We start from the raw sequence: 21,772 nt of genomic DNA, 5'->3' as shown, positions 1-21,772 counted from the left end.
TAGTGATTCCAATTATTCACTTTCATTGTATACGCTGCGAGCCATTCTGTACTTATAATAGTATCACTTTGGAAGTTTTTTTTGTCTTAAGCCTCGCGCGTTTATGGAACCAGCGCTTTAACATGTGGAATGGACTGCAAAATCCGTACAATGCAATAGGAAATAGCCAAGGCAAGCATGCTTGTAAACAACATTCCAACTAAAGGGTGTATAAACATCGCATCAATCGGTAAAATTTTAAGAATAAAAGGATGCAGTAGGTAAATGCCAAGACTTGCTTTGCTGATTTCTTTAATGATGGGGCTAGGAATCGCCTGATCCATCTTTACATAATTATGCTTAAAAAATATGAAAAGTGCTATCGACAAAACGATAATATTGGGAGCAAGGTAACTATAAAAGTAATCAAAAAACTGGCCGTTTCTAAGATGGGTTACATAGAAAGTTCCGGCTACGGTCCCAATTAACGCAACAATCGCCATAATATAGAGCGATTTACGGAATAGATTGTTCACATTTACTTTGGTTAAATAATAACCAAGTACAAAATAACCAACGTAACCGACAACCACTGGAATATCAATTCCTATGGATATCCCTAAAAACTTTTTGACAGCGGCATAACCACTTGCACCAATAAACCATAATACAATAAAATAAGCAAGATTTTTATTGCTGGCGTTTTGTACATAAATTTTCAGGATAGGGACAATTAAATAAAGACCGAGCAGCATATAAAGAAACCAGAGATGATAAAAAACGTCGTTCTCCAGAAACGCTATAATAAACGATGTCCCGGATAACTCCGCTTTATTTTGATAAACCTGATACACATAATAAAAGACGCTCCAGCCGATAAATGGTATAACCACTTTGGACGACCTTTTTTTAAAAAAGGTATTAAGTGGCTCAGATTTTCCGTTTAATAACAACGCCCCGCTAATAATGATAAAGATTGGCACGCACCATCTCGTGAATGAATCAAAAACATTCATTACCATCCATTGATGCTCACCGATATTGTTCATTTCATATAAAAACGGGGCTGCTGTGTGCAAAACAACAACTGCTATAGTTGCAAACACTCTTAATGCATCTAAATATAAAATCCTCATTGCTTAATCCTTTCTCATTAATTTGTTTAGTCCTATACCTTTCGTGGCAACTTATGTCTTTGTTTCTCTTGAAAGCCTCTCGACTTTTTAAAATTTCCTGATACAACGTTATTTCAATACCAAAAATCTTCCTATTTTTATAGAAGGGATATGATATAAAATTTCATTCCTTTTTATTTTTTTCAAAGCTGTACAGAGAGAGTTCTATGTCGAAATGATTGGATTTATAGTAATCAACAATCTGACCCTTTAATGGAAAGAATCACAGCAGTGGCTAAAGATACTGACCGGGATTACTTTATGAGTGCTGAAGAGTATATGATTATAGTTCAAGAGGGAGACTGCCAAACAGTCTCCTTTTTTGTCGGAATATGATGAATAAAATTCATTTTTTATGTTATATTATGAGTAAAATTAATATAAAGAGGGATGAATTTGTCGATAGGCAAATATGAAATATTTCATACAGTAGTAGAACTTGGCAGCTTAACAAAAGCAAGTGAATCATTAAATATATCTCAATCAGGGGTAAGTCATGCCATTTCCAGCTTGGAAAAAGAGCTGGGGTTTTCCTTATTGACCCGTAATAAAGCAGGCATCAGGCTAACTGTAAACGGTGAGCGAATGTTGTTATATATTAGGGAAATTCTATATTTAAATGAAAAGATGCTTCAGGAGGCCGGGGAAATAATTGGACTAGAAATAGGGACTGTTAGGATCGGCACATTTTCATCTATTTCTGCTGTATGGCTTCCTGGAATATTGAAAAAATTCATGGATCTATATCCGCATATAAAAGTAGACATTGTGGAGGGGAAACAGGAGGAAATCTCTCTGTGGATTTCTCAGGGGATTGTTGATTTCGGTTTTTTAATGCTGCCTGCTGCCGATTTGGAGGTTCTCCATTTAAAGCGAGAAGCGTTTTGCTGTGTTGTGCCGGAAACCCACCATCTTGGTGCCGAAAATTCTATAAAGCCAAATGCACTGAATGAAGAGAAGCTGATTCTCCAAAATTCTACCCTTAAAATCATCCATGATATGTTGAAATCAAATAAACTTTCTCCTGAAATTGCTTTTCGTTTAGATGATGAACAGGCTGTTATCTCTATGGCAAAAAACTCCCTTGGTGTAGCGATCCTGCCAGACATTGCTTTACATAATCTTCCTGATGGAGTAAGGAAAATACCCCTTTCAGATGATCGAGCAATTTCGTCCATCGGCATCGGTTCGATATCCTTCAAAAATCTTCCGCCAGCTGCCGAAAAATTTATAGCAGCATCGACCTTATGGTTAAACGAACATTTCACATGATTCTCACAATATGGCCTATTTCGCTGAGATATAAAAGATGCCATGTCTGATGTAAGTGAAGATTGGATTATCCTGAAAGAACACCTGAAATTTATAACGTCCTACTTACTGATGGAGATCCATTAATTTTGGACGCCGAAAACTAAAGGTGGTCCTAGAACGTTTAAGGTCAATTGAACATGTACGGATTATCAGAATGTAAGGTAATATGATGGACCAAAATCTCGACCAATCTATGTGCATTTATTAAAATAAAGAAACCCTTTGATACCATTGGTATGGAGGGGTTTTTTATGCTGTTCTTAATTTGTTCAGTGCAAGCGGCGATGCGCCTACTGCCGAAGATGGAACCGCTTCTTATTGAGGAGAGATACATGTGCTCCGAATCGGAATATTTAACAGATTATAACGTTTATTGCCACAAGTTCCACACCGGTCAGTCATGTGGCATAGAGCAAAGGTTTGTTGGAAAGCATTCCACAGGCAGGCCGTAAACTTTAAACCTTGCACCCAAAAAAACTATTGAATATGGGTGTTTTCTAACACGAGTACCTTTTCGTGGGTAGAACGAGCTTTTTCTTTTGTATGTTGAACTAATCTAATAATTTCGCCTTTTGCCTGCTTAGCACCTTTAACAAGTAAAGGAACACCCAGTGAATCCATTTTTAGCCTTCTGGATAATAAACCTCCAATTGTCATGGCAAAGGGTACAGTTGGGGATGTATTTGAAAAGATTATCTTTTCATCTTGATTAAATTTTTCCTGTAACAATAAGCTTAAATTTTCTAGGCTCGGAACTAACACTTTTGAATTTCCTCGACCAATTGTATAAACTGAATCTCCTTCTTCATCCAAACCATGAAATATAATTGTACCCATGTCTGATGTATTAAGTTTATTAAAATAACGGACACTTAAGATATCTTCGGTTGTAAGGGGCTTATTGCTTTGTAATTCTTTCAAGTGATATGCAGCAGCTAAAGAAGTAGTATGTGTTCCGCCATAATCATTATAAATATAAATCATATTTTCCTCCAATATCTGTAAGGATTTGATATTTTCTATTTTTATCTAACCCTAAAGAATACATACCTGGGTACCTGGTTAAGGGTTATATTATCAACAATCGTTTCAAAAAAGATGGGGGGCATCTAGGTAACGGATTCTCTTTTGGAGTACAAAAAGTAAAAAAACAACAGCAATAGCATATTAATTAGCAATAAAAAAAGCACTGCAAATCGCAGTGCTTTTAGCATTTTCATTGCTTGAAACATAATGGGGATGTTACTTTATAGGGTCTTATTCTACAATCCTTCCGATCGGGCGCTTTCCTGCAACAAGGACTAGCGCTTATTTTCATTAAAGGGCCAGAATGTTGGGGAAAACTTTCGAAAACAATAGGTAGAGGGATGGCTCCCCGTTACCTATTTTAAGATCTTTCTATTTTGTTTTTCCATGCTGTCCCTCATATAAGCACTTCACTATAACAACCACTGGGAAAGTGGTGGGTCATCTTCTTGACTGCTTTATCCCTTATAATCAATGAATGATAAAGTAAATCCTTATTAATAAGGAATTTCTTAATCGTTCGACAGAACTTGTGAATACAGGATATGTTCCGCACACTAGTTCATCCTTGGGAACGTGAACAATTAAGATTCAAAACCCCTGATACCGGGGTGATTGTTTTTGTGTTTTACACTAACTTCATTTTTATTTTATCCGATACATTGCTTAAACAAGATCGGCTTATTCAACAGTACGTCCCACGAGCCGGGCGTGATTGTTATTCTTGATTGTCAGCTGTTTTTGATTCTAGGTTAGATCTGTCCATTGACTCAGTATACTTTTCTTTATTTCCAGGTTGATTTTCATCCGTCCGTGTATTCCATATACTATATTTGATTGTATTTGGAGAATCTCCATTTTTTTTCATTTTCAAACCACCTCCATTTAATATAGTTACAAAAAAAAATAAAACTATACTTCAATAAAGTGGTTTCATTCGTATTCTAATCAGTGCATGAAAAGGGATCATAATTTGAGCCGAAACCTTATTATTTCTTACATACCTTACTAATTGTTGGTTACATTAACAACAAGCGGAGGTGAACAAAATGGCCGATAAAAAAGATAAAATTGAGGAAAACGTACGAGCACAGCTCGGTGGCATGGGTCTATATGGAACAACCAGCAATGAGGAAGTAGCAGGATACCGGGCTTCGGGAGATATTGAAAATGCTGGTCAGCTCGATAAGGGTTTTCAAAAAGAACCGGGCAATGAGGGTGAAACGGCATCTTTCTCCACTGATCAGCAAAGAGAAAATGAGGTATAAGTAACTTGCTTTCTAATTGCTTTTTAGAGCGTTTGGGTATATTTAAATGTCCTTTTTCTTCTATAGCATCAAAAAAGGCCTGGCAGCAGTTAAATGCTTCAGGCCTTCTTTTTTGATTTATCCACTTATAAATTTGTTAAATGAATTGATAAACTAAGCTGCCGATTAAAATATTGCAGCTGAAGCAGTTCATTCCATAGTATGATATATTTAGTTTTAGTAATCCAGTCATTCGTGGGATTAGCCCACTGACCGCCATTTCAAACAACTCTTTTGATAACCGGTTGAGATGAAGATTCATCAGACGAATTCCAGCCTGACAATTTAGATGAAATTCTTATCAAATCCCGCCTGTCGATTTTATAAGGAGGGCAAATGAAGACAATAAAGGCTTGGGCAAGAAAGCTAAAACAACAACTATTAACTCTATATTTGGCCTGCAGGGATAATAGAGTACCTTGGTATGCTAAAGTATTTACTGCATGTGTAGTAGCTTATGCATTCAGTCCGATTGATTTAATACCTGATTTTATTCCGGTTTTAGGTTATTTAGATGATGTAATTATAGTACCGTTGGGAATAATGTTAGCCTTAAAGATGATTCCCGAAGATGTCCTTAACGAATGTGAAATTAAAACAAATGATTTTAACGAAGATAACAGACCTAAAAATTGGTTTGTTGCTATTCTCATCATCATGATCTGGCTAACGCTAATCTTGTGTATTGTTTTTAAATCGACTATAACTATTTAAAAGCTGCACTCAGAATCGAAGTCGAAAATATCAGGTTATTACTTCTCATCTGCTTGCGAAGAAATACAAGTATGCTCGTCCTGGAATCCAAACTACGCCATGGAACACTCAAGAGCTGTGCATGAATGACCCATTCGGAAATCGTATGGTCTTTTTTGAGAGCATCCAAAAATAGTGAGTACTGTGTAAGACTTGATGAATATTTGCCTTAGGAAAGAGGGAACAGGACAAAAATTGATTAAACTCCATCTTTGTCCATTGCGCATCGATAGGTCATTGCATCCTATAGAGTATCAACTATCTACAAGGAGGTAAACTATTGTCACCTCGAACAAGGGATGTAGTCGTTATTGTGTTCGAGAGCGCTTCAACAACAAGACGATTTCGAATTGTTGATTTTGCGGTCATCGGAAGTGCAGGGCCATGCAGGGAGTTTCTGCGAAGAGGGGAAGATGTCGTTCATGCCGAAAGTTGTCTTTTAAGAAATAATTTTCGGATTGTTTTTGAAAGTTCAAATGTGCTGCTTTTCATCCGAAGGTAATCGTTAGAACATGGTTTCTGTCATTGAAGCCTGGAGAGCGATAATGATTCCTTCTTTAACGGCTCGGCGCGATTCTTTAATTAAAATCGTTTTTTTTTCGATTAACATGGAGGCACCAATCACAGGATCTCCAACCAATTCTCCCATTCACCAAATGATTGGCCGGATGGCAAGAATGTTGGAGCCTCTTTCGTAAAAGAGGCATAATGACTGGACTATTAGCAGGTAGTCTGTCCTTCACGCTTATAGGACACCGCAGGCAGACTATGGACGGGTATGGACTTGCGGAGAAGTCGATAAGTGAGCGGATCGAAACCGCCGGCACTTCCGAGAATCGCAATAATCTTACTTTTTTCTAGTGAACATAGCCCCTTGCGAGAGAATAGAGAGATGATAGAGCACCATCTATATTTTAGAGGTTTTTGTTAGCAATAAGCTCAAAGTATTTCCGAAAGATCTGGTTCTTAGCTGCCCTTTAGATGTAACCGGAACGGTAAGTGAAAAGAAAACGGGTGAACAAAATGAGCACCGCAGGCGAGATCGCCAGTGGTGCTTAAGTTGTTTCTTATTGAAGGGTACGGTAGACCCCAATTACTTTTCCCAGGATGGTGACGTTTGGAAGCAGAATCGGAGCAAGCGCTGAATTCTCCGGTTGAAGGCGGATGTGATCTTTTTCTTTAAAGAACCGTTTAACGGTTGCTTCGTTTTCTTCCGTCATCGCTACGATAATGTCACCGTTTTCAGCAGTGGGCTGCTGTTTGACGACGACGAGGTCCCGGTCATAGATACCGGCTTCGATCATACTGTCTCCTTCGACAGTTAACATAAAAACATTATCGTCGCCAACTACATGTTCGGGCAATGAAAAATACTCATCCACATTTTCAATGGCTGTTATCGGGGAACCTGCGGTAACTTTACCGATGATCGGTACATTCACGGAACGCGTTTTCGTTATGATCTGTTCGGAGTCGAGGCCTAGTACTTCAATCGCTCTCGGTTTGGTAGGGTCTCGCCTGATGAGCCCTTTTTTTTCAAGTCTGGATAGATGGCCGTGGACAGTGGAGCTGGATGCCAGTCCAACCGCTTCTCCGATTTCCCGTACTGATGGGGGATAACCCTTTGCATTCACTTCTTCTTTAATAAATTCCAGTATATCAATCTGCCTTCTGGAAAGTTTTGTCATGATTACACCTCATTCACTGAATACTCTTGAAAAAAGTATAGCATGCAGGAACAAGATATACAAACATAAGTTCGAAAAAAACTCTTGTAAAGAACAGGTGTTCCTATTATAATAACAATTAATAAGAACACACATTCGCAAGGGGGATTGAAGTTGAAGGGATTTTCACCAGTATTTATACTAATATCTATTGTTGCAGCAGGGTTTATTATGTTCGCTTATCAATCACATGCAGAAGGATCCAAAGAATATATGGAGATCACAGTGGAAAAAGGAGATTCACTATGGGAGATTGCAGAGGAATACACCAAGAACAAAGGCTCAAATTGGGAATTTGTAGAATGGGTTGAAAAGAACAATGCGATTCAGGCAGGGACGATCACTCCTGGCCAGAAATTAACGATACCGATCAAAGCAGATAAAGACAGGTGAAATAAAATTGAGATCGATCATTTATTGCAGAGTAAGCACGGATAACGAGGAGCAGACTGCCTCCTTATCCCGACAGGAAGAGGAATTGAGACAACTTGCAGTAGGGCATGGATTTGAAATTGTGTCAGTCATCAAGGAAAGAGAAAGCGGATACAGCTTAGAGAGAGAGGGTCTCTATGAGATGATCGAGCGGGCGCAGGCTGAAGAATTTGACGTTCTCCTCATAACCGATGATACCCGCTTGGGCAGAGGGAACGCTAAAATCGTACTCCTTCATGAACTTCAAAAAAGAAACATTAAGGTATATACATACAGCACCCAGGGGGAATACCAGCTCTCTGAAGCAGAATCCATGGTGCTTGAAATCGTAGCTGTCGTAGAAGAATATCAGCGCAAGCTTCATAATTTGAAAATTAAAAGAGGGATGAAAAAGGCCGTTCAGAGAGGCTATAAACCGCAACATAACTTAAAGAATATCCATCATGGGGGAAGAGAACGGAAACAGCTTCCGATTGAAGAAATCATACGTCTCAGACATATGGATCTTACATTTTCCGAAATTGCTGTAACATTAAAGGGGTTCGGTTATGAAGCCTCGAAAGCAACCGTTCACAGAAGGTATAAGGAGTATTTAGAAAGTGCTCCGACTGGAAACTCTACTTAATATTCGTTACGATAGGCATATCGAAGAAAAAGGAGAGGTGCTCCATGCTTACACCAGATAAACTGGAACGTATAAATTTTCTTGCTAAAAAGTCAAAGCAAGAAGGTTTGTCGACAGAAGAAGCCCAAGAACAAAAGCAACTAAGGGAGGAGTATCTGAAAAACGTCAGATCTTCTTTTCAAAATAGATTGCACTCACTTAAAATTATTGACCCTGAAGGCAATGATGTGACCCCGCAAAAGCTGAAAGAAAGCAAAAAAAGCCAGAATAATATCAAACATTAAGAGAAGAGCCTGATTTCTGTAATATGAAATCAGGCTTTTTTGTTGTTGCAAAATTCTGAATATCGTATATACTGTTATATAACAACGATGAAAGGGGAGAACAAATTGGCCTTTTCACTAACGGATTCTGTTATCAGATTATATAGTGAGATCGACTTGAATGAGGGTGAGGCACTCCGGTTATACGCACGGTACGCCGGCAGTGCAAGCAATGGAGGATACGCCTTGGGAATCAGCCCTGCACAGCCTGGAGATGGGGATCGAATACAGGAAGTAAGCGGATTGAAATTTTTTGTGAAGCCGGATGACCAGTGGCTGGTAGATGATATGAAACTGGATTATGACGAAGGAGAAGATATCTTCTATTGTGAGTTTCCGGCGTTAAACTAATGTAAACCTGTATTATAACAAAAAAGTTATAATACAGGTTTCTTTGTTTGTATCAAAGATTCATTTTATGGGACACTATTGATGGGCATTGTGCTTGTATAAAATGTTCAATATGTTTATGATGGTATCGAGAAATCTTTTACATATGTAGATGAAGGGATGATTAAATAATGTCTACTGCTTCAATTGACCAATTATCTATCAACACTATCCGTACTTTGGCTATAGATAGCATTGAGAAAGCCAAATCGGGACACCCGGGCATGCCGATGGGTGCCGCGCCGATGGCTTACAGTCTTTGGACGAAATTCATGAACCACAATCCAGAAAATCCTGAATGGTTTAACCGTGACCGTTTCGTGTTATCTGCAGGGCACGGATCCATGCTCCTATACAGCTTGCTTCACCTTTCAGGCTATGACCTTTCCATGGAAGACTTAAAGCAATTCCGTCAGTGGGGAAGCAAAACTCCTGGGCATCCTGAGTACAAGCATACAGCTGGAGTGGATGCAACAACGGGACCGCTTGGACAAGGGATCGCGATGGCTGTAGGTATGGCAATGGCAGAACGCCACCTTGCTGCAACATACAACAAAGACGGCTTTGAGGTTGTTGACCACCATACGTTTTCCATCTGTGGAGACGGAGATTTGATGGAAGGTGTATCCGCTGAGGCTGCTTCTTTGGCTGGCCATCTTGGTCTGGGCAAACTCGTAGTCCTATACGATTCAAATGACATCTCACTGGACGGGGATCTGCATCTTTCTTTCTCCGAGAGTGTGGAAGACCGTTTTAAAGCTTATGGATGGCAAGTACTTAGAGTAGAAGACGGAACAAACCTGGAAGAGATCGAGAATGCAATTGCTCAAGCAAAGAAAGATACAGCACATCCGACACTGATCGAAGTTAAAACCGTGATCGGTTATGGTTCTCCTAACAAGTCCGGTAAGTCCGCATCACACGGTGCGCCTCTTGGATCTGATGAAGTAAAGTTGACTAAAGAAGCGTATAACTGGGTATTTGAAGAAGACTTCTTCGTGCCTAAAGAAGTAAGAGAACATTTTGCTTCCATTAAAGAAGAGAGCAAAAAGAAAGAAGAAGAATGGAACGAATTGTTTGCCCGATATGAAAAAGAGCACAGCGAAGCTGCTGCACAGCTGAAAATGTCAATTGACAACAAGCTTCCTGAAAACTTTGACACAAACCTTCCGGAATTCGATAAACCGATCGCGACGAGGGCTTCTTCTGGTAAAGCATTGAATGCATTTGCGCAAAACATTCCATGGCTATTCGGAGGATCTGCTGACCTTGCAGGTTCCAACAACACGATGCTTACCGGTGAAACAAACTTCAGCCGTGAAGATTATAGCGGACGAAACATCTGGTTTGGAGTAAGAGAATTTGCGATGGGTGCAGCTGTCAATGGTATGGCCCTTCATGGAGGACTAAAAGTATTCGGTGCAACGTTCTTCGTTTTCTCTGATTACTTGCGTCCGGCCATCCGTCTTGCTTCCATCATGAAGCTGCCTGTAACGTATGTGTTTACACATGACAGTGTAGCTGTAGGTGAAGACGGCCCTACCCATGAACCGGTCGAACAGCTTGCATCATTGCGTGCAATGCCTGGTCTTTCTGTCATTCGTCCTGCAGATGCTTATGAGTCAGTTGCTGCATGGAAGCTTGCACTTGAAAGCGTGGATCAGCCAACAGCGCTTGTTCTTACGAGACAAAATCTTCCGATCCTGAACGGAACGAAAGAAAGTGCTTATGAGAACGTTAAAAAAGGTGCTTATGTGATTTCTGAAGCTGAAGGGACTCCTCAAGCACTATTGCTCGCTTCTGGGTCTGAAGTGAGTCTGGCCATTGAAGCACAAAAACAATTGAAACAAGATGGAATTGAAACTTCCGTTGTTTCTATGCCCTCTTGGGATCGTTTCGAGCAGCAATCTGCAGAATACAAAGAGAGCGTTCTTCCTTCATCTGTAAGAGCGAGACTCGGGATTGAAATGGCAGCCTCTCAAGGGCTTCACAAATATGTAGGTTTAGATGGCGATACCCTTGCAATCGACAAGTTCGGAGCTTCAGCACCCGGGAATAAAATCATTGCTGAGTATGGCTTCACCGTAGAAAATGTTTCAAACAAAGTAAAAGCTTTATTAAATAAATAATGGATTGAAACCCGGAGATGCTCTCCGGGTTTTTCTGTTTTCGACAAAAGAAGTGGACGCATGCTCCAGCATAAGACAAGTATTTTGTAAAGAATCCTTTATACTTGATGTAAAAAAGGAGAGGGGTGGCGGTCTTGAGAGAGTATTTCATCTATAAGATCAACGAAGATGTCGCAGAGGAATATTTCGGGAAAGAAATCAAGCTCTTTCAGCTTTTTTTGGAAGAATACAAAACCTTTACTGTGCAAAAAGACATTCTGCTAAAACAGATTCATTACATCACCTCTCCACTTCAGCCGAGTCCTCTTCAATCCTTTATCAAACAGATGCTCTTGTCTTCGAAAGGATTTCAAGCCGAAGCCCATTCCTTTCTTTTGGAGTGTGAAAAAAGCTCTGCACGGCTCAGTTTTTCCGAACGTTACATGATCCTTCAAAGTGTAGGCAGCTTTGAAGCGGAAACCGCTATTTTTGAAAACATCCGAAAGTATGAACGCTGTTTTTTTGCGATGGATTTTAAATATTATCGTTATGGCTGGCTCAATCCGCTAAAAGCACGGACAGGCTATGGGTCATAAATATTTTGGACTGTATCTTGTATCCCGTTGGCTTTTTATAGTAAACTAGTGCTAGACAACACGAAGGAGGAAGTTTTACTATGTTTTATTATATCCTTGTGGGTATCTTGGCACTTCTTGCAGGAGTAGCCATCGGATTTTTCATTGCCCGCAAATACATGATGAATTACTTACAAAAGAATCCACCAATCAACGAAAACATGCTGCGGGTGATGATGATGCAAATGGGTCAGAAGCCGTCCCAAAAGAAAATCAACCAGATGATGAAAGCAATGAACAACCAGATGAAGTAAGGTGGACGAGCGCTCATTTTCGTGGGTGCTTTTTTTATACAAATAAATCATAAACTGTTCTGTTGAACAGTTTATTTTTTTATGAAAAAATGCTGAAACATTTTTTTAATTTTCATTATTTGGTAAAATAGGTATGTTTCCTTTTATAGGAGGGAGAAGATGGGTTGAACGTTTTTATCGTTTTATTGTGGCCAGCTCTTTTCCTTTACCAGCTACTTGGGATTGCTCTTCCGCCTTTCCAATCCAGTATTATCCGGACAATGAACTCAGGAAAAAGACGGGTCTAGTCCTACAGGACTCCTTCCGGTTCACCGGTAATATCGCGCATAATATCAGGCTGATTAATGATGGCATCTCCGATGAAGACATCAGGAGAGCTGCACAATTTGTCCAGGCAGATGAGTTTATTGAGAACCTGCCTGAAGGCTGCAGCCAGGAGATAGGGGAAAGGGGCGCGGCTTTTTCAAGCGCACAGCGCCAGCTCATCTCTTTTGCACGAACGCATGGCCTTCTCACCGAGGATTTTGATTGGATGAAGCGACTCTAACGTTGATACAAAGACAGAAGATTCTATCCAAAGGGCATTAATGAAAATGAGAGCGGGAAGAACAACGATCGCTATCGCTCACCGTTTGTCCGCCATTCGGATGCTGATCAGATCCTCGTTCTGCATCAGGGAGAGATCGTGGAAAGGGGAACACATCAGGAAATGGTGCAGGCAGAAGGGTTGTATCATAAAATGTATGCGCTTCAGCAAAAGGGAAAGCTTACCTATGATGTCAGCTGATTTAGATGCAGAAATTTCTTTTTTTGCATTGAACAAGCGGTCTCAAATCTATAAACTAAAAGTAATACATTAAGAGGAGTAGACATGATGGCAGACTTGAATATCTGGCTGGCTTTTGGAGCCGGTCTCCTGTCTTTTATCTCCCCGTGCTGCCTGCCGCTTTATCCGGCGTTTCTTTCTTACATAACAGGTATATCAGTCAGGGAGATCAAGGAAGATAAAGGAATGAAACGAAAGCAGGCAATGCTGCATACGGCATTTTTTCTGCTCGGTTTTTCAATTGTTTTTATTGTCTTAGGATTATCTTCTTCGTTTATCGGCACCTTCTTTTCACAGTATAAAGATTTTCTGCGCCAACTCGGTGCAATCATTATTGTCATTTTTGGCTTGCTGATCCTCGGCGTGTTTAAGCCGGCATTCTTAATGAAGGACAGAAAATTAACGTTCAGGAACAGACCGGCAGGGTATATGGGTTCCATTTTGATTGGCATCGGTTTTTCTGCAGGATGGACGCCTTGCACAGGTCCCATTCTTGGTACAGTGATTGCCTTGGCTGTGTCCAATCCCGGGGCAGGTATGCTGTATATGGCCTGCTACGTTCTCGGCTTTGCGGTGCCATTTTTCTTTTTGAGTTTCTTCTTAGACAAACTGAGCAGTATAAAAAAATACAACGTTCAAATTATGAAATCCGGCGGTTTTCTCATGGTGGCTATGGGGGTAGTGTTATATTTTGACTGGATGACCAAGTTCACTTCGTTCCTTGTGAATCGGGTTTTTGGCGGATTTCAGGGATTTTAAGGTGCTATAATTTACTGATTCAAAGGATGATGGGGATAGATCTGATCAAGAAAGAAGGAAAAGCTTTTGTTTTTTATTGCAAGCAGTATCCTGGCAGCAGTCATGGCTGTCACAGTCATTTTTGTACGTTTGAAAGCGACGAAAAAACCTGCCTCACTTAAGAAAATTATACTTCCTCCTTTTTTCATGTCCACTGGTTTTCTGATGTTTCTGTTCCCTGAATTCCGCATGGCCTGGTGGGAGGCGGGAGAGGCGTTTCTTGTCGGCTGTCTCTTTTCCATTTTTCTCATAAAAACAAGCAAGTTCGAAAAGAGGGGAGGGGAGATCTATCTCATCCGGTCAAAAGCGTTTGTGGCGATTTTAATTTCGCTCTTCCTCATCCGGATGGCCATGAAGACGTATCTTGGCCATCAGATCACCTATACAGAAACGAGCGGTTTGTTTTTTATCGTCGCCTTCGGGATGATTCTCCCATGGAGAATCGCGATGTATTTCGGATATCAAAAAGCGCTGAAATCATAAAAAAACTCGATCACCATTTGGTGATCGGGTTTTTTTATCCTAGAAGGGTCCTGTAGGGGGAGAGGTCAATATGTTTTTCGTTTAATTTTTTGATGAGCCATTTATGGTCTCTTTTTGGTGTGGCGATGATATAGCCGCGTACAATCAGATCTTGTGTCATCGCGGATGCTTTTTCCTGAATGGCGAGCTCGCCGATTTTTCCTGCAATCTTTTCACGGGCAACATCACGGAAAAGTTCGGGAACAGGCGAGACCAGTTCCTCCAAAAACGCCTTTTGCTGGGGAGTCCATAGATGAATCGTCTCACGGATATAGTAATCCTGCCAATCCAAAATTGATTTTCCGTCTTCTTTCGGCAGCCGTTTCAAAAACTTTCGGAACATAAAATAACCGCCGATCGCAAACAATGAGATTAAAAATATAGTCCAGGCTGCAATGAATAGAAAAAAACCTGCAGACATGTTGTCCACCCCGTTCAATTATTATGTATTCTCTAACAATTATATCTTGAGAAACAAGTCGAATCAATAAAACATCTGGAAATGCCTGAAGAGGGAGGAGGGCAGCACCTGTATGGGAAATAATCCGTGCGACAAAAACCGACATTCGCCGCAGATTATAACAGATCAAAAACCGGGGTATAACAGTTGTTCCAGTGGTACAGAAGGTTATAAACACTATAACAGGACTGGCTGTGGATAACTGTGAATAACTCGAGCTGTGGATAAACCTGGGATAACTACGCATGCATAAATATTCATTGGTGCATAAACGCTTGGTCCAGCGAAGTCTAGGAGGTATACCTCCCTACCGTTTATGGCCGCTGGGAAATATTGATCATGACAGCAAGTGGGATGGCTTGACTTCACCTTATGGCTCACGGTACATTATCGGACAAAGACTACACGAATATTTTGGAGGTGCCGTACATGAGGTTAGCGAACAAAAAGGTCTTAAGTTTGGTACATCATGAGTTCGAAGATCTGGAATTGTGGTATCCGATCCTGCGGTTGCGGGAGGAAGGAGCCCAGGTCGATCTGGCCGGAGAAACAAAGGGAGAAATTTATAAGGGAAAATACGGGGTGCCAGCCGAAGCGGATTACTCATTTGATGAGATCAATCCTTCGGACTATGATGCTCTGCTCGTACCCGGCGGATGGGCACCAGACAAACTGAGACGTTTACCAAACGTCATCGAGATAGTCAAGCACATGGACAACCATAAAAAGCCCATCGGGCAGATTTGCCATGCCGGCTGGGTTCTGATTTCCGCTAAGATCCTTCAAGGTAAAAAAGTAACGAGTACACCGGGAATTAAGGATGACATGGAGAACGCCGGAGCTGAATGGCTGGATGAGGCTGTAGTCGTTGATGGACATTTAGTTTCAAGCCGCCGTCCCCCGGACCTTCCGCCCTATGTGAAAGCATTTGCGGATGAACTGGCAGAATAAAAGAACAATAAAAAAGAAGGCGGCATCTGCCGTCTCCCTTTATTTTATGTCCATTCTTCTTTTTCATTGGCGGGACCACGTGGGAATCGAACCCACCGGAGACGGCACGCGCCTCCCAAAAGGTTTTGAAGACCCAGGCGAGCACCAGCATCACTTCTGGCCCCGTGTAAGGAATTATTTCTTAACAAGCTCTTCTTCAAAATAAAAGGTTGAAGGGTTTTCCTTCACGATATAAGAATAACGTTTCATGTTCTTAATGAACTTGCATCGCATTACCGTTACCGTTTCATCTGTAGCTTTTATCGTTACGGATTCACCGGCGGCAAAAAGATTATTTTTCAGCTTGGTTCTCTCCCTAATTCGTAATGAAATATTGTTCATCCAATGCGACTAACAAAAAGGAAAAAGAGTGAAAGTTTCACTCTTTTACTATCTTCCAGTCATAAAGATCTTCAATCTGGCAATCCAATTCCTTGGCAATGGTCATCGCATTGCTTAGACTCATTACTTTTTTAGATTGGTAATCCTTTAACTGGTCAACAGAGATATTGGTCTTTTTTGAAAGACCTTGAAGCTTCATGTTCTTATTAGCAATTAATGACTTCAGATTACTTTTTTTAGGCTTATAAACGTTCAAAAACGCCACCTCACTTTTAATAAGTATAACACATTTGTGATCGAATAGATAGCGTCACCCGAATAAAGCTTGAGAGGTACTGCCGGATTGCCCAAAAAAATGATACGATATAAAAAGGAAAAAAAGGAGGTGTCTGTAATCGGTGCACAGCATATCACGATAGGGGTTGCCGGCCATATTGACCATGGGAAAACGGCGTTGACCAAGGCGTTAAGCGGCATGGACACGGACACGTTAAAAGAGGAAAAAGAACGAGGCATGACCATTGAACCAGGCATCGCCCCTTTTCACCTTGGTAACGGTGTACGGGCCGTAATCATCGACGTTCCAGGGCATGAACGGTTTATCCGCCAGATGATTGCAGGCTCAGCGGGGATCGATATGGTCATCCTTGTGATCGCCGCAGATGAAGGAGTGATGCCGCAAACCGTTGAGCATTTGGAAATCCTGCAATTTTTGGGGATAACGAATCTGGTCTGTGCCGTATCCAAGGCAGATAAGGTCGACGAAGAATGGAAGGCAATGCTATCGGATGAAATCATTGAGATGTTGAACCGCTTTTCTTTCCATGACCGTTCAGTTCTATTTACTGACAGTTTGTCACGAACTGGGATGGAGGAATTGCGGCTGAAACTCCTCGAAATGGCGGAAAACGTATCTGCCAAGAACGAACGCGGTCCGTTCCGGCTTCCGATCGACCACGCTTTCACTATACCCGGACAGGGAACGGTTGTAAGAGGAACGGTCTTGGAAGGTTCAGTCTCAGCAGGTGATTCCCTGCAACTGGAGCCGGGCGGAGCTTTTGTCAAGGTAAGGCAGCTGCAAATACACAACGAACAAGTGGATCATGCCCAAGCAGGACAAAGGGCAGCATTAAACATTGCGGGAATCAAGCTGAATGACGTTAAAAGAGGCCATGTCCTTTTTTCTCCGGGAGCGTATCACGTTACGGATACGCTGGACATCATGCTCCGTTTTTCCAGGAATCATAGGAAGATCAAGCAGCGGCAGTGGATTAAATTTTACATAGGGACAACAGAGGTGATGGGGAGGATTGTATTCTTTGACAGAAACGATTCTACGGAAAAAGAGAGTGAAGCCTATTGCCAGATTCGGTTAATCCACCCGGTCACTGCCAAGCGCGGGGACCGTTTCATTGTGAGGAGGCCATCTCCAGAAGAGACGGTCGGCGGCGGAGAAGTGATCGATCCAAACGGTGAAAAATACCGGTTTGGTGAGGATACAGTTGCCTTTCTCAGAGAGAAAAAGGAGGGTTCACCTGAAGAATGGATCCTTCGCCACCTGCGGTCTTATCAATTGCTGCATGCAGAGGAGATGGCTAAATTAACAGGAATTCCTGCCGCACTGTCTCATCATCTTCAGCGTTTGTTGGCTGAAAACCAGATCGTTGAGGTTTCTCCTGAACAATACACACTTGTTGAAAGTGTCACAGAAATTAAAAACAAGATGGTAGAAGAAGCAGATCAGTTTCACCGGCATTCTCCTTTGCGGGAAGGAATGGATAAAGCAGAACTTCTGCAGCGGTTCCAAGGATATCCTGTCTTGCTGAATGAGTTTGTTTTAAAACAACTCATCCATGAAGGTGGATTGCGGCAAAAACAGAACATGATTGCAAGAGTCGATTTCAAGCCCGGAATTCCAGAACAATGGAGAGGCCGGTATCGGCAATTGGAAAAAAAACTATATCAACAAGGAATGGAATCAGAGCCTTTTGACCGGCTTTACGCACTAACGGGGCTCCCCAAGTGTCTTCATCTGGACATCCTGTCCTATATGCGCCGCTCCGGCCAGGCCGTCCAAGTGGGTGAAAACAGGCTGATCCATAGTAAAGCCCTTAAAACACATTTGAGGACATTAAAAGAAGGTTGCCCATCATCATTTTCCATACAGGAAGCAAAAACGGTCTTGAATACCTCAAGGAAATTCCTTATTCCTTTTCTAGAATTGCTGGATCAGTTGGGGTTTACCGAACGTGCAGATGGTCAGAGAAGATGGAAAAAAACTCCGGAGTAACCGGAGTTTTTTAGGGTTCAATGTTGATTAATTTTTCTTTTCGTTCAGTCACTCTGCCGATCTTTGCCGCTTGTTTCAATCCTGCATCGTGCAGATCACGCAGGTAAGCATCAGCCTGGTCCTCCGGCAGACTGACGAGTAAACCGCCGGAAGTAACAGCATCACATAATATCCATTGCTGTGTTTCCGTCAACGACTCATCGTATGCGATCAAGTCTTTAATCCAGCGATGGTTCGCTTTCGTGCCGCCGGGGACGACTCCCAGCTCGGCGAGTGCATCTGTTCCTTCGACGATCGGTGTTTGGGAATAAGAGATAGAGATAGAAACCGATTCACTTCCTCTCGCCATCTCACTGGCATGTCCGAGCAATCCGAATCCTGTCACATCGGTGACGGCATTGGGTTCGTAGTTTGCCAAACATTCTGCCGCGGTTTTGTTCAATGAAGCCATGATGTCCGATACATACCGAACCTGTCCTTCATCTAACCGATTCTGTTTGATGGCCGTCGTCTGAATGCCGATTCCGATCGGTTTTGTAAGAACAAGAGCGTCGCCGGGCTTTGATCCTACATTTTGGTAGATGTGATCAGGGTGTGCAAGCCCTGTGACAGATAAACCGAATTTCGGCTCCTGATCATCAATGGAATGACCTCCGATAATCAAGGCTCCGGCTTCTTTCACTTTGTCGGCAGCACCCCTTAGAATTTCCGCTAATACTTCATGGCCTAATTTTTTCAGCGGAAAAGCGACGATATTTAATACGGTTTTCGGTATGCCGCCCATTGCATAAACGTCACTTAAAGCATTCGCTGCAGCAATTTGTCCAAACCTGTACGGATCATCTACAATGGGTGTAAAGAAATCGACAGTTTGAATCATTGCTGTTTCTTCATTCAGCTTATATACGCCAGCATCATCGGACGTTTCCATGCCGACGATCAGGTTAGGGTCGGCTTCTCTTTCTGGTAAATGGCACAAAACTTGTGCCAGGTCCTCGGGACCGATTTTGCAGCCTCAGCCGCCTTTGGTTGAAAATTGAGTTAAACGGATTTTATCCTGGCTCGTCATATATTACACCTCCTTAGATTAGTATAAACATTTTGAATAAAAGCTGAAAGAAAATGCTTGGAAAGGAGCAGGAATGTGAAGGACAAATTAAGGAGACTGCCTGCTGTAAATACTGTCATACAGGCACAGGATTGGCAAAAAGGAACATCTGAGGTTCCTGCAGAAGTCATCACGAAATGGATTCAGGAAGAGATAGCCGCTATTCGCCATGCCATGCAAGTTGGAAGCTATAACGGAGGTACCGAACAATCTGAACTATTGACGCAGGTATGTGAGGCTGTCAATCGCAGGCTGGCCGAAGACGGCCCTTATCTGTTGAGAAGGGTCATTAATGCTACAGGTGTTGTTCTCCATACGAATTTGGGGAGAGCAAGGCTGAGCCAAGCTGCAGCAGAACGTGTGGCAAAAGCAGCCGCTTCTTATACGAACCTTGAATTTAATCTTGAAGATGGTGAGAGAGGCTCACGGCATGCAGTCATTGAACATCAGATCACTGCCATAACAGGCAGTGAGGCAGCGATGGTTGTGAACAACAACGCTGCAGCGGTCTATTTTATCTTGAGTGTATTTGCCAAAGAGAAGGAAGTCATTGTTTCAAGGGGAGAGCTTGTCGAGATCGGCGGTTCCTTTCGGGTGTCATCCATCATGAAGGAAAGCGGTGCCCATCTGATGGAAGTAGGCACGACGAATAAGACGCATATGTCCGACTATGAACAAGGCCTCTCGAGTGAAACGGCCATGATCATGAAAGTCCACAGCAGCAATTTCACAATGAGGGGTTTTACGAAGAGCATTTCTGCAGCGGAGCTGACGGCGCTGAAAAAGCAGCATCCCGAACTTTTGATTTATGAAGACATGGGAAGCGGTTCGCTCTTTCCTTTTTCAAATTATAAGATCGGTGATGAACCAGAAATCAAGCCAGCCATTCAGTCGGGAATTGACCTTATTTCATTTTCAGGTGATAAATTGCTCGGCGGCCCACAGGCCGGCATCATTGCAGGAAAAAAAGAACTTATAAACACGTTGAAAAAGCATCAGCTCGCAAGGGTGCTTCGTGTGGACAAACTTACTCTGTCTGCACTGGAAGCTACGTTACTCGCTTATCATAATGAGGAGAGATCCAAAGAGATCCCAGCCATCCGCGACATGCTGAAAACTCCGGAGGAACTGAAGACTCAGGCAGATCGGATCGCTGAACAGTTAGAAAGAATGTACTGCTGCCATGTGAGAGAGGGAACTTCTCTGCCAGGAGGCGGTACCATGCCGGACGTACTCTTGCCGACCTATATAATAGAAGTAACAGCCCCGAAACTCTCGCCTTCTGCACTCGCGAAAGAGTTAAGAAGGCAGAGAATCCCTGTCATTGTAAACGTAAAAAACAACAGCTGTGTCATCGATCCTCGAACATTGGATGAAAAAGATGAAAGAGATCTTGTGTCTGCGTTTTTGAGTGTGTAACAAAAGCCAACACAGAGGTTGGCTTGGTAGCTACATTTTACCGCCATGCTTTTGGCGGGTATGGTTTCTGTTCTTTACTTTTTTGGATCCGCTCAACGGCTCCGGCTGTCCTGGATTTTCGCCTTTAGGAGCATTTTTGCGCATATCATGAAATGCATTATGTTCTGTCATAAGACCCTCCATTATTGCATAAATTTTTCTTTGTTTTGGCATAGTAAGGACATCATGACATCTAGCAAAGGAGAACGAGTGATGCCTTATCAAAAAGATAAACAACAAGCTTTTCAGGATGCTGAAAAAGGATATTCCCAAGCGGTCACAGCACACCAGCTCATTCAGGACCAGGCTGCCGATTACGGCACAAGGGTTAAAGAACTGAAGAAGGAAGCGGAAGAAGCACTTCAGCAGATCGATAACGCGCTTGAAGTATCCTCCGAACATCAAAGACAGCAGCTTGAGCAGTACCGTTCAGAGCTTCAAGGCTATATTTCGCAATATAACAGCTGAGTCATTTTCGTTTTTTTGTTTTTTTGTTGTTTTGTTTTTGAGCCTCGGTTAAAGGTTCGTTTGAAGCGAGCAGCTGTTCATTTCCAAATTCAGTGTTGTACCCTGCGCCTCCGCCCTGTGCTTTGGCCGCATTCATTCCAGGCCGCACATGATTTGCTTTTCCTTTAGCTTTTGCCATTAGATCCACCCCCTTGTCCCTTTAGTTTGCGCAGAACAATAAAAAAAAAGCACTCCCTATTTCTGGAGTGCTTCTTTTAAAAAGACCTCTACTTACTCTTTAACCAATCGACAAGCTGCCATAGACCGCTTAAACCGACCAATACATAGATAATCTGCGTTAAAGTGGAACCGCTTCCAAAGATGGCGGTGACTACATTAAAATCAAATAAACCAATCAGACCCCAGCTCAATGCTCCGATAACAACAAGAAGTGTAGCCAGCTGTTTTAGAATAGCCATGTGC

Annotated in this window: 30 protein-coding genes, 1 tRNA gene and 1 pseudogene; 19 read left to right on the top strand and 13 right to left on the bottom strand. The window is 42.1% G+C overall.

Translation table 11 applies throughout. From position 1 onward, the window contains the following. Positions 1 to 101: 101 nt before the first annotated feature. Positions 102 to 1,115, bottom strand: coding sequence for an acyltransferase (locus tag QYF49_RS09930; protein ID WP_290399455.1), 1,014 nt, complete (start codon positions 1,113 to 1,115; stop codon positions 102 to 104). A gap of 435 nt (positions 1,116 to 1,550) precedes the next feature. Between QYF49_RS09930 and QYF49_RS09925 the strand changes: the two genes are divergently transcribed. Next, a complete protein-coding gene (locus QYF49_RS09925) occupies positions 1,551 to 2,426 on the top strand; it encodes a LysR family transcriptional regulator (protein ID WP_290399454.1) in 876 nt (291 codons plus the stop codon). 519 nt (positions 2,427 to 2,945) lie between these two features. Here the strand turns inward: QYF49_RS09925 and QYF49_RS09920 are convergent. Next, positions 2,946 to 3,452, bottom strand: a complete 507-nt coding sequence (locus tag QYF49_RS09920) for a DUF3189 family protein (RefSeq protein ID WP_290399453.1) — start codon at positions 3,450 to 3,452, stop codon at positions 2,946 to 2,948. 760 nt (positions 3,453 to 4,212) lie between these two features. Beyond that, positions 4,213 to 4,362, bottom strand: coding sequence for a hypothetical protein (locus QYF49_RS09915; RefSeq protein WP_290399452.1), 150 nt, complete (start codon positions 4,360 to 4,362; stop codon positions 4,213 to 4,215). A 181-nt stretch (positions 4,363 to 4,543) separates the two neighbouring features. On the opposite strand from QYF49_RS09915, the gene QYF49_RS09910 reads away from it, so the two are divergent. From QYF49_RS09910 to QYF49_RS09895, 4 genes are all read left to right on the top strand, one after another. Next, a complete protein-coding gene (locus tag QYF49_RS09910) occupies positions 4,544 to 4,762 on the top strand; it encodes a hypothetical protein (RefSeq protein ID WP_290399451.1) in 219 nt (72 codons plus the stop codon). Positions 4,763 to 5,137: 375 nt separating this feature from the next. Further along, the gene (locus tag QYF49_RS09905; protein ID WP_290399450.1) at positions 5,138 to 5,515 is read left to right on the top strand and encodes a YkvA family protein; all 378 of its coding nucleotides are present in this window, start codon (positions 5,138 to 5,140) and stop codon (positions 5,513 to 5,515) included. 37 nt (positions 5,516 to 5,552) lie between these two features. Next, positions 5,553 to 5,690: a glyoxalase superfamily protein gene (locus QYF49_RS09900; protein WP_354005834.1), complete on the top strand. Its 138-nt coding sequence runs from the start codon at positions 5,553 to 5,555 to the stop codon at positions 5,688 to 5,690. A 144-nt stretch (positions 5,691 to 5,834) separates the two neighbouring features. Beyond that, the gene (locus tag QYF49_RS09895) at positions 5,835 to 6,056 is read left to right on the top strand and encodes a hypothetical protein (RefSeq protein ID WP_290399449.1); all 222 of its coding nucleotides are present in this window, start codon (positions 5,835 to 5,837) and stop codon (positions 6,054 to 6,056) included. Between the two features lie 3 nt (positions 6,057 to 6,059). On the opposite strand, the gene QYF49_RS09890 is transcribed toward QYF49_RS09895, so the two are convergent. Together QYF49_RS09890 and lexA are read right to left on the bottom strand one after the other, a co-directional pair. Further along, positions 6,060 to 6,203, bottom strand: coding sequence for a hypothetical protein (locus QYF49_RS09890; protein WP_290399448.1), 144 nt, complete (start codon positions 6,201 to 6,203; stop codon positions 6,060 to 6,062). 418 nt (positions 6,204 to 6,621) lie between these two features. Beyond that, positions 6,622 to 7,242: a transcriptional repressor LexA gene (gene lexA, locus QYF49_RS09885; RefSeq protein WP_290399447.1), complete on the bottom strand. Its 621-nt coding sequence runs from the start codon at positions 7,240 to 7,242 to the stop codon at positions 6,622 to 6,624. A 153-nt stretch (positions 7,243 to 7,395) separates the two neighbouring features. Between lexA and yneA the strand changes: the two genes are divergently transcribed. The 10 genes and pseudogenes from yneA to QYF49_RS09835 all read left to right on the top strand — a co-directional run bounded on the left by yneA (position 7,396) and on the right by QYF49_RS09835 (position 14,155). Next, positions 7,396 to 7,674 carry a cell division suppressor protein YneA gene (gene yneA, locus QYF49_RS09880; protein WP_290399446.1) on the top strand — a complete coding sequence of 93 codons (279 nt, stop codon included), beginning with the start codon at positions 7,396 to 7,398 and terminating at the stop codon, positions 7,672 to 7,674. Positions 7,675 to 7,681: 7 nt separating this feature from the next. After that, positions 7,682 to 8,338, top strand: coding sequence for a YneB family resolvase-like protein (locus QYF49_RS09875; RefSeq protein ID WP_290399445.1), 657 nt, complete (start codon positions 7,682 to 7,684; stop codon positions 8,336 to 8,338). Between the two features lie 44 nt (positions 8,339 to 8,382). Then, entirely contained in the window at positions 8,383 to 8,622 is a 240-nt protein-coding gene (locus QYF49_RS09870; protein WP_290399444.1) for a DUF896 domain-containing protein, read from the top strand. A 105-nt stretch (positions 8,623 to 8,727) separates the two neighbouring features. Beyond that, positions 8,728 to 9,012, top strand: a complete 285-nt coding sequence (locus QYF49_RS09865) for an iron-sulfur cluster biosynthesis family protein (RefSeq protein ID WP_290399443.1) — start codon at positions 8,728 to 8,730, stop codon at positions 9,010 to 9,012. A gap of 170 nt (positions 9,013 to 9,182) precedes the next feature. Continuing rightward, positions 9,183 to 11,180, top strand: a complete 1,998-nt coding sequence (tkt, locus tag QYF49_RS09860) for a transketolase (protein WP_290399442.1) — start codon at positions 9,183 to 9,185, stop codon at positions 11,178 to 11,180. A 134-nt stretch (positions 11,181 to 11,314) separates the two neighbouring features. Then, positions 11,315 to 11,755, top strand: a complete 441-nt coding sequence (gene sirA / locus QYF49_RS09855) for a sporulation inhibitor of replication protein SirA (RefSeq protein WP_290399441.1) — start codon at positions 11,315 to 11,317, stop codon at positions 11,753 to 11,755. A gap of 80 nt (positions 11,756 to 11,835) precedes the next feature. Next, positions 11,836 to 12,048, top strand: a complete 213-nt coding sequence (locus tag QYF49_RS09850) for a YneF family protein (RefSeq protein WP_053354387.1) — start codon at positions 11,836 to 11,838, stop codon at positions 12,046 to 12,048. A gap of 241 nt (positions 12,049 to 12,289) precedes the next feature. Then, a pseudogene (locus QYF49_RS09845) lies at positions 12,290 to 12,835 on the top strand (ATP-binding cassette domain-containing protein); the annotation flags it as partial. An 87-nt stretch (positions 12,836 to 12,922) separates the two neighbouring features. After that, positions 12,923 to 13,633 carry a cytochrome c biogenesis CcdA family protein gene (locus QYF49_RS09840; protein ID WP_290400410.1) on the top strand — a complete coding sequence of 237 codons (711 nt, stop codon included), beginning with the start codon at positions 12,923 to 12,925 and terminating at the stop codon, positions 13,631 to 13,633. Positions 13,634 to 13,699: 66 nt separating this feature from the next. Further along, the gene (locus QYF49_RS09835) at positions 13,700 to 14,155 is read left to right on the top strand and encodes a CcdC family protein (protein ID WP_290399440.1); all 456 of its coding nucleotides are present in this window, start codon (positions 13,700 to 13,702) and stop codon (positions 14,153 to 14,155) included. Between the two features lie 34 nt (positions 14,156 to 14,189). On the opposite strand, the gene QYF49_RS09830 is transcribed toward QYF49_RS09835, so the two are convergent. Next, the gene (locus QYF49_RS09830; RefSeq protein WP_290399439.1) at positions 14,190 to 14,615 is read right to left on the bottom strand and encodes a DUF2621 domain-containing protein; all 426 of its coding nucleotides are present in this window, start codon (positions 14,613 to 14,615) and stop codon (positions 14,190 to 14,192) included. A 468-nt stretch (positions 14,616 to 15,083) separates the two neighbouring features. Between QYF49_RS09830 and QYF49_RS09825 the strand changes: the two genes are divergently transcribed. Further along, a complete protein-coding gene (locus QYF49_RS09825) occupies positions 15,084 to 15,605 on the top strand; it encodes a type 1 glutamine amidotransferase domain-containing protein (protein WP_290399438.1) in 522 nt (173 codons plus the stop codon). Between the two features lie 67 nt (positions 15,606 to 15,672). Here the strand turns inward: QYF49_RS09825 and QYF49_RS09820 are convergent. From QYF49_RS09820 to QYF49_RS09810, 3 genes are all read right to left on the bottom strand, one after another. Then, positions 15,673 to 15,769 (bottom strand) — tRNA-Sec (locus QYF49_RS09820). A 10-nt stretch (positions 15,770 to 15,779) separates the two neighbouring features. Further along, positions 15,780 to 15,986 (bottom strand): hypothetical protein, encoded by a 207-nt coding sequence (locus QYF49_RS09815; protein WP_290399437.1) that lies wholly within the window; start codon positions 15,984 to 15,986, stop codon positions 15,780 to 15,782. A gap of 37 nt (positions 15,987 to 16,023) precedes the next feature. Then, positions 16,024 to 16,242 carry a helix-turn-helix domain-containing protein gene (locus tag QYF49_RS09810; RefSeq protein ID WP_290399436.1) on the bottom strand — a complete coding sequence of 73 codons (219 nt, stop codon included), beginning with the start codon at positions 16,240 to 16,242 and terminating at the stop codon, positions 16,024 to 16,026. Positions 16,243 to 16,371: 129 nt separating this feature from the next. On the opposite strand from QYF49_RS09810, the gene selB reads away from it, so the two are divergent. After that, positions 16,372 to 18,276 (top strand): selenocysteine-specific translation elongation factor, encoded by a 1,905-nt coding sequence (gene selB / locus QYF49_RS09805; RefSeq protein ID WP_290399435.1) that lies wholly within the window; start codon positions 16,372 to 16,374, stop codon positions 18,274 to 18,276. A 10-nt stretch (positions 18,277 to 18,286) separates the two neighbouring features. Here selB and selD read toward each other — a convergent pair whose 3' ends face one another. Further along, entirely contained in the window at positions 18,287 to 19,345 is a 1,059-nt protein-coding gene (gene selD / locus QYF49_RS09800) for a selenide, water dikinase SelD (RefSeq protein WP_290399434.1), read from the bottom strand. Between the two features lie 75 nt (positions 19,346 to 19,420). Here selD and selA point away from each other — a divergent pair, with 75 nt between their 5' ends. Then, a complete protein-coding gene (selA, locus tag QYF49_RS09795) occupies positions 19,421 to 20,803 on the top strand; it encodes an L-seryl-tRNA(Sec) selenium transferase (RefSeq protein WP_290399433.1) in 1,383 nt (460 codons plus the stop codon). Between the two features lie 30 nt (positions 20,804 to 20,833). Here the strand turns inward: selA and QYF49_RS09790 are convergent, their stop codons facing one another. Further along, positions 20,834 to 20,974 (bottom strand): small acid-soluble spore protein P, encoded by a 141-nt coding sequence (locus tag QYF49_RS09790; RefSeq protein WP_290399432.1) that lies wholly within the window; start codon positions 20,972 to 20,974, stop codon positions 20,834 to 20,836. 81 nt (positions 20,975 to 21,055) lie between these two features. Here QYF49_RS09790 and QYF49_RS09785 point away from each other — a divergent pair, with 81 nt between their 5' ends. Then, positions 21,056 to 21,310, top strand: a complete 255-nt coding sequence (locus tag QYF49_RS09785) for a hypothetical protein (RefSeq protein WP_290399431.1) — start codon at positions 21,056 to 21,058, stop codon at positions 21,308 to 21,310. A 1-nt stretch (position 21,311) separates the two neighbouring features. Here QYF49_RS09785 and sspO read toward each other — a convergent pair whose 3' ends face one another. Both sspO and QYF49_RS09775 read right to left on the bottom strand, forming a co-directional pair. Continuing rightward, positions 21,312 to 21,488, bottom strand: coding sequence for a small acid-soluble spore protein SspO (gene sspO, locus QYF49_RS09780; protein ID WP_290399430.1), 177 nt, complete (start codon positions 21,486 to 21,488; stop codon positions 21,312 to 21,314). 88 nt (positions 21,489 to 21,576) lie between these two features. Next, positions 21,577 to 21,768 carry a DUF378 domain-containing protein gene (locus tag QYF49_RS09775; RefSeq protein ID WP_290399429.1) on the bottom strand — a complete coding sequence of 64 codons (192 nt, stop codon included), beginning with the start codon at positions 21,766 to 21,768 and terminating at the stop codon, positions 21,577 to 21,579. Between the last annotated feature and the right edge of the window lie 4 nt (positions 21,769 to 21,772).

The organism is Fictibacillus terranigra, from assembly GCF_030412265.1.
Lineage (GTDB): Bacteria > Bacillota > Bacilli > Bacillales > Fictibacillaceae > Fictibacillus_C > Fictibacillus_C terrinigri.
The sequence above is the reverse complement of the archived record's forward strand: the minus strand, read 5'-3'. Positions and strand labels throughout refer to the sequence as shown.

Bases quoted from the DNA above. Each gene is read 5' to 3' on its own strand.
- QYF49_RS09930 (WP_290399455.1), bottom strand. From the start codon at position 1,115: ATGAGGATTTTATATTTAGATGCATTAAGAGTGTTTGCAACTATAGCA.
- QYF49_RS09920 (WP_290399453.1), bottom strand. From the start codon at position 3,452: ATGATTTATATTTATAATGATTATGGCGGAACACATACTACTTCTTTA.
- QYF49_RS09915 (WP_290399452.1), bottom strand. From the start codon at position 4,362: ATGAAAAAAAATGGAGATTCTCCAAATACAATCAAATATAGTATATGG.
- QYF49_RS09910 (WP_290399451.1), top strand. From the start codon at position 4,544: ATGGCCGATAAAAAAGATAAAATTGAGGAAAACGTACGAGCACAGCTC.
- QYF49_RS09905 (WP_290399450.1), top strand. From the start codon at position 5,138: ATGAAGACAATAAAGGCTTGGGCAAGAAAGCTAAAACAACAACTATTA.
- QYF49_RS09890 (WP_290399448.1), bottom strand. From the start codon at position 6,203: ATGGGAGAATTGGTTGGAGATCCTGTGATTGGTGCCTCCATGTTAATC.
- lexA (WP_290399447.1), bottom strand. From the start codon at position 7,242: ATGACAAAACTTTCCAGAAGGCAGATTGATATACTGGAATTTATTAAA.
- QYF49_RS09870 (WP_290399444.1), top strand. From the start codon at position 8,383: ATGCTTACACCAGATAAACTGGAACGTATAAATTTTCTTGCTAAAAAG.
- tkt (WP_290399442.1), top strand. From the start codon at position 9,183: ATGTCTACTGCTTCAATTGACCAATTATCTATCAACACTATCCGTACT.
- QYF49_RS09850 (WP_053354387.1), top strand. From the start codon at position 11,836: ATGTTTTATTATATCCTTGTGGGTATCTTGGCACTTCTTGCAGGAGTA.
- QYF49_RS09840 (WP_290400410.1), top strand. From the start codon at position 12,923: ATGGCAGACTTGAATATCTGGCTGGCTTTTGGAGCCGGTCTCCTGTCT.
- QYF49_RS09830 (WP_290399439.1), bottom strand. From the start codon at position 14,615: ATGTCTGCAGGTTTTTTTCTATTCATTGCAGCCTGGACTATATTTTTA.
- QYF49_RS09825 (WP_290399438.1), top strand. From the start codon at position 15,084: ATGAGGTTAGCGAACAAAAAGGTCTTAAGTTTGGTACATCATGAGTTC.
- QYF49_RS09815 (WP_290399437.1), bottom strand. From the start codon at position 15,986: ATGAACAATATTTCATTACGAATTAGGGAGAGAACCAAGCTGAAAAAT.
- QYF49_RS09790 (WP_290399432.1), bottom strand. From the start codon at position 20,974: ATGACAGAACATAATGCATTTCATGATATGCGCAAAAATGCTCCTAAA.
- QYF49_RS09785 (WP_290399431.1), top strand. From the start codon at position 21,056: ATGCCTTATCAAAAAGATAAACAACAAGCTTTTCAGGATGCTGAAAAA.
- sspO (WP_290399430.1), bottom strand. From the start codon at position 21,488: ATGGCAAAAGCTAAAGGAAAAGCAAATCATGTGCGGCCTGGAATGAAT.
- QYF49_RS09775 (WP_290399429.1), bottom strand. From the start codon at position 21,768: ATGGCTATTCTAAAACAGCTGGCTACACTTCTTGTTGTTATCGGAGCA.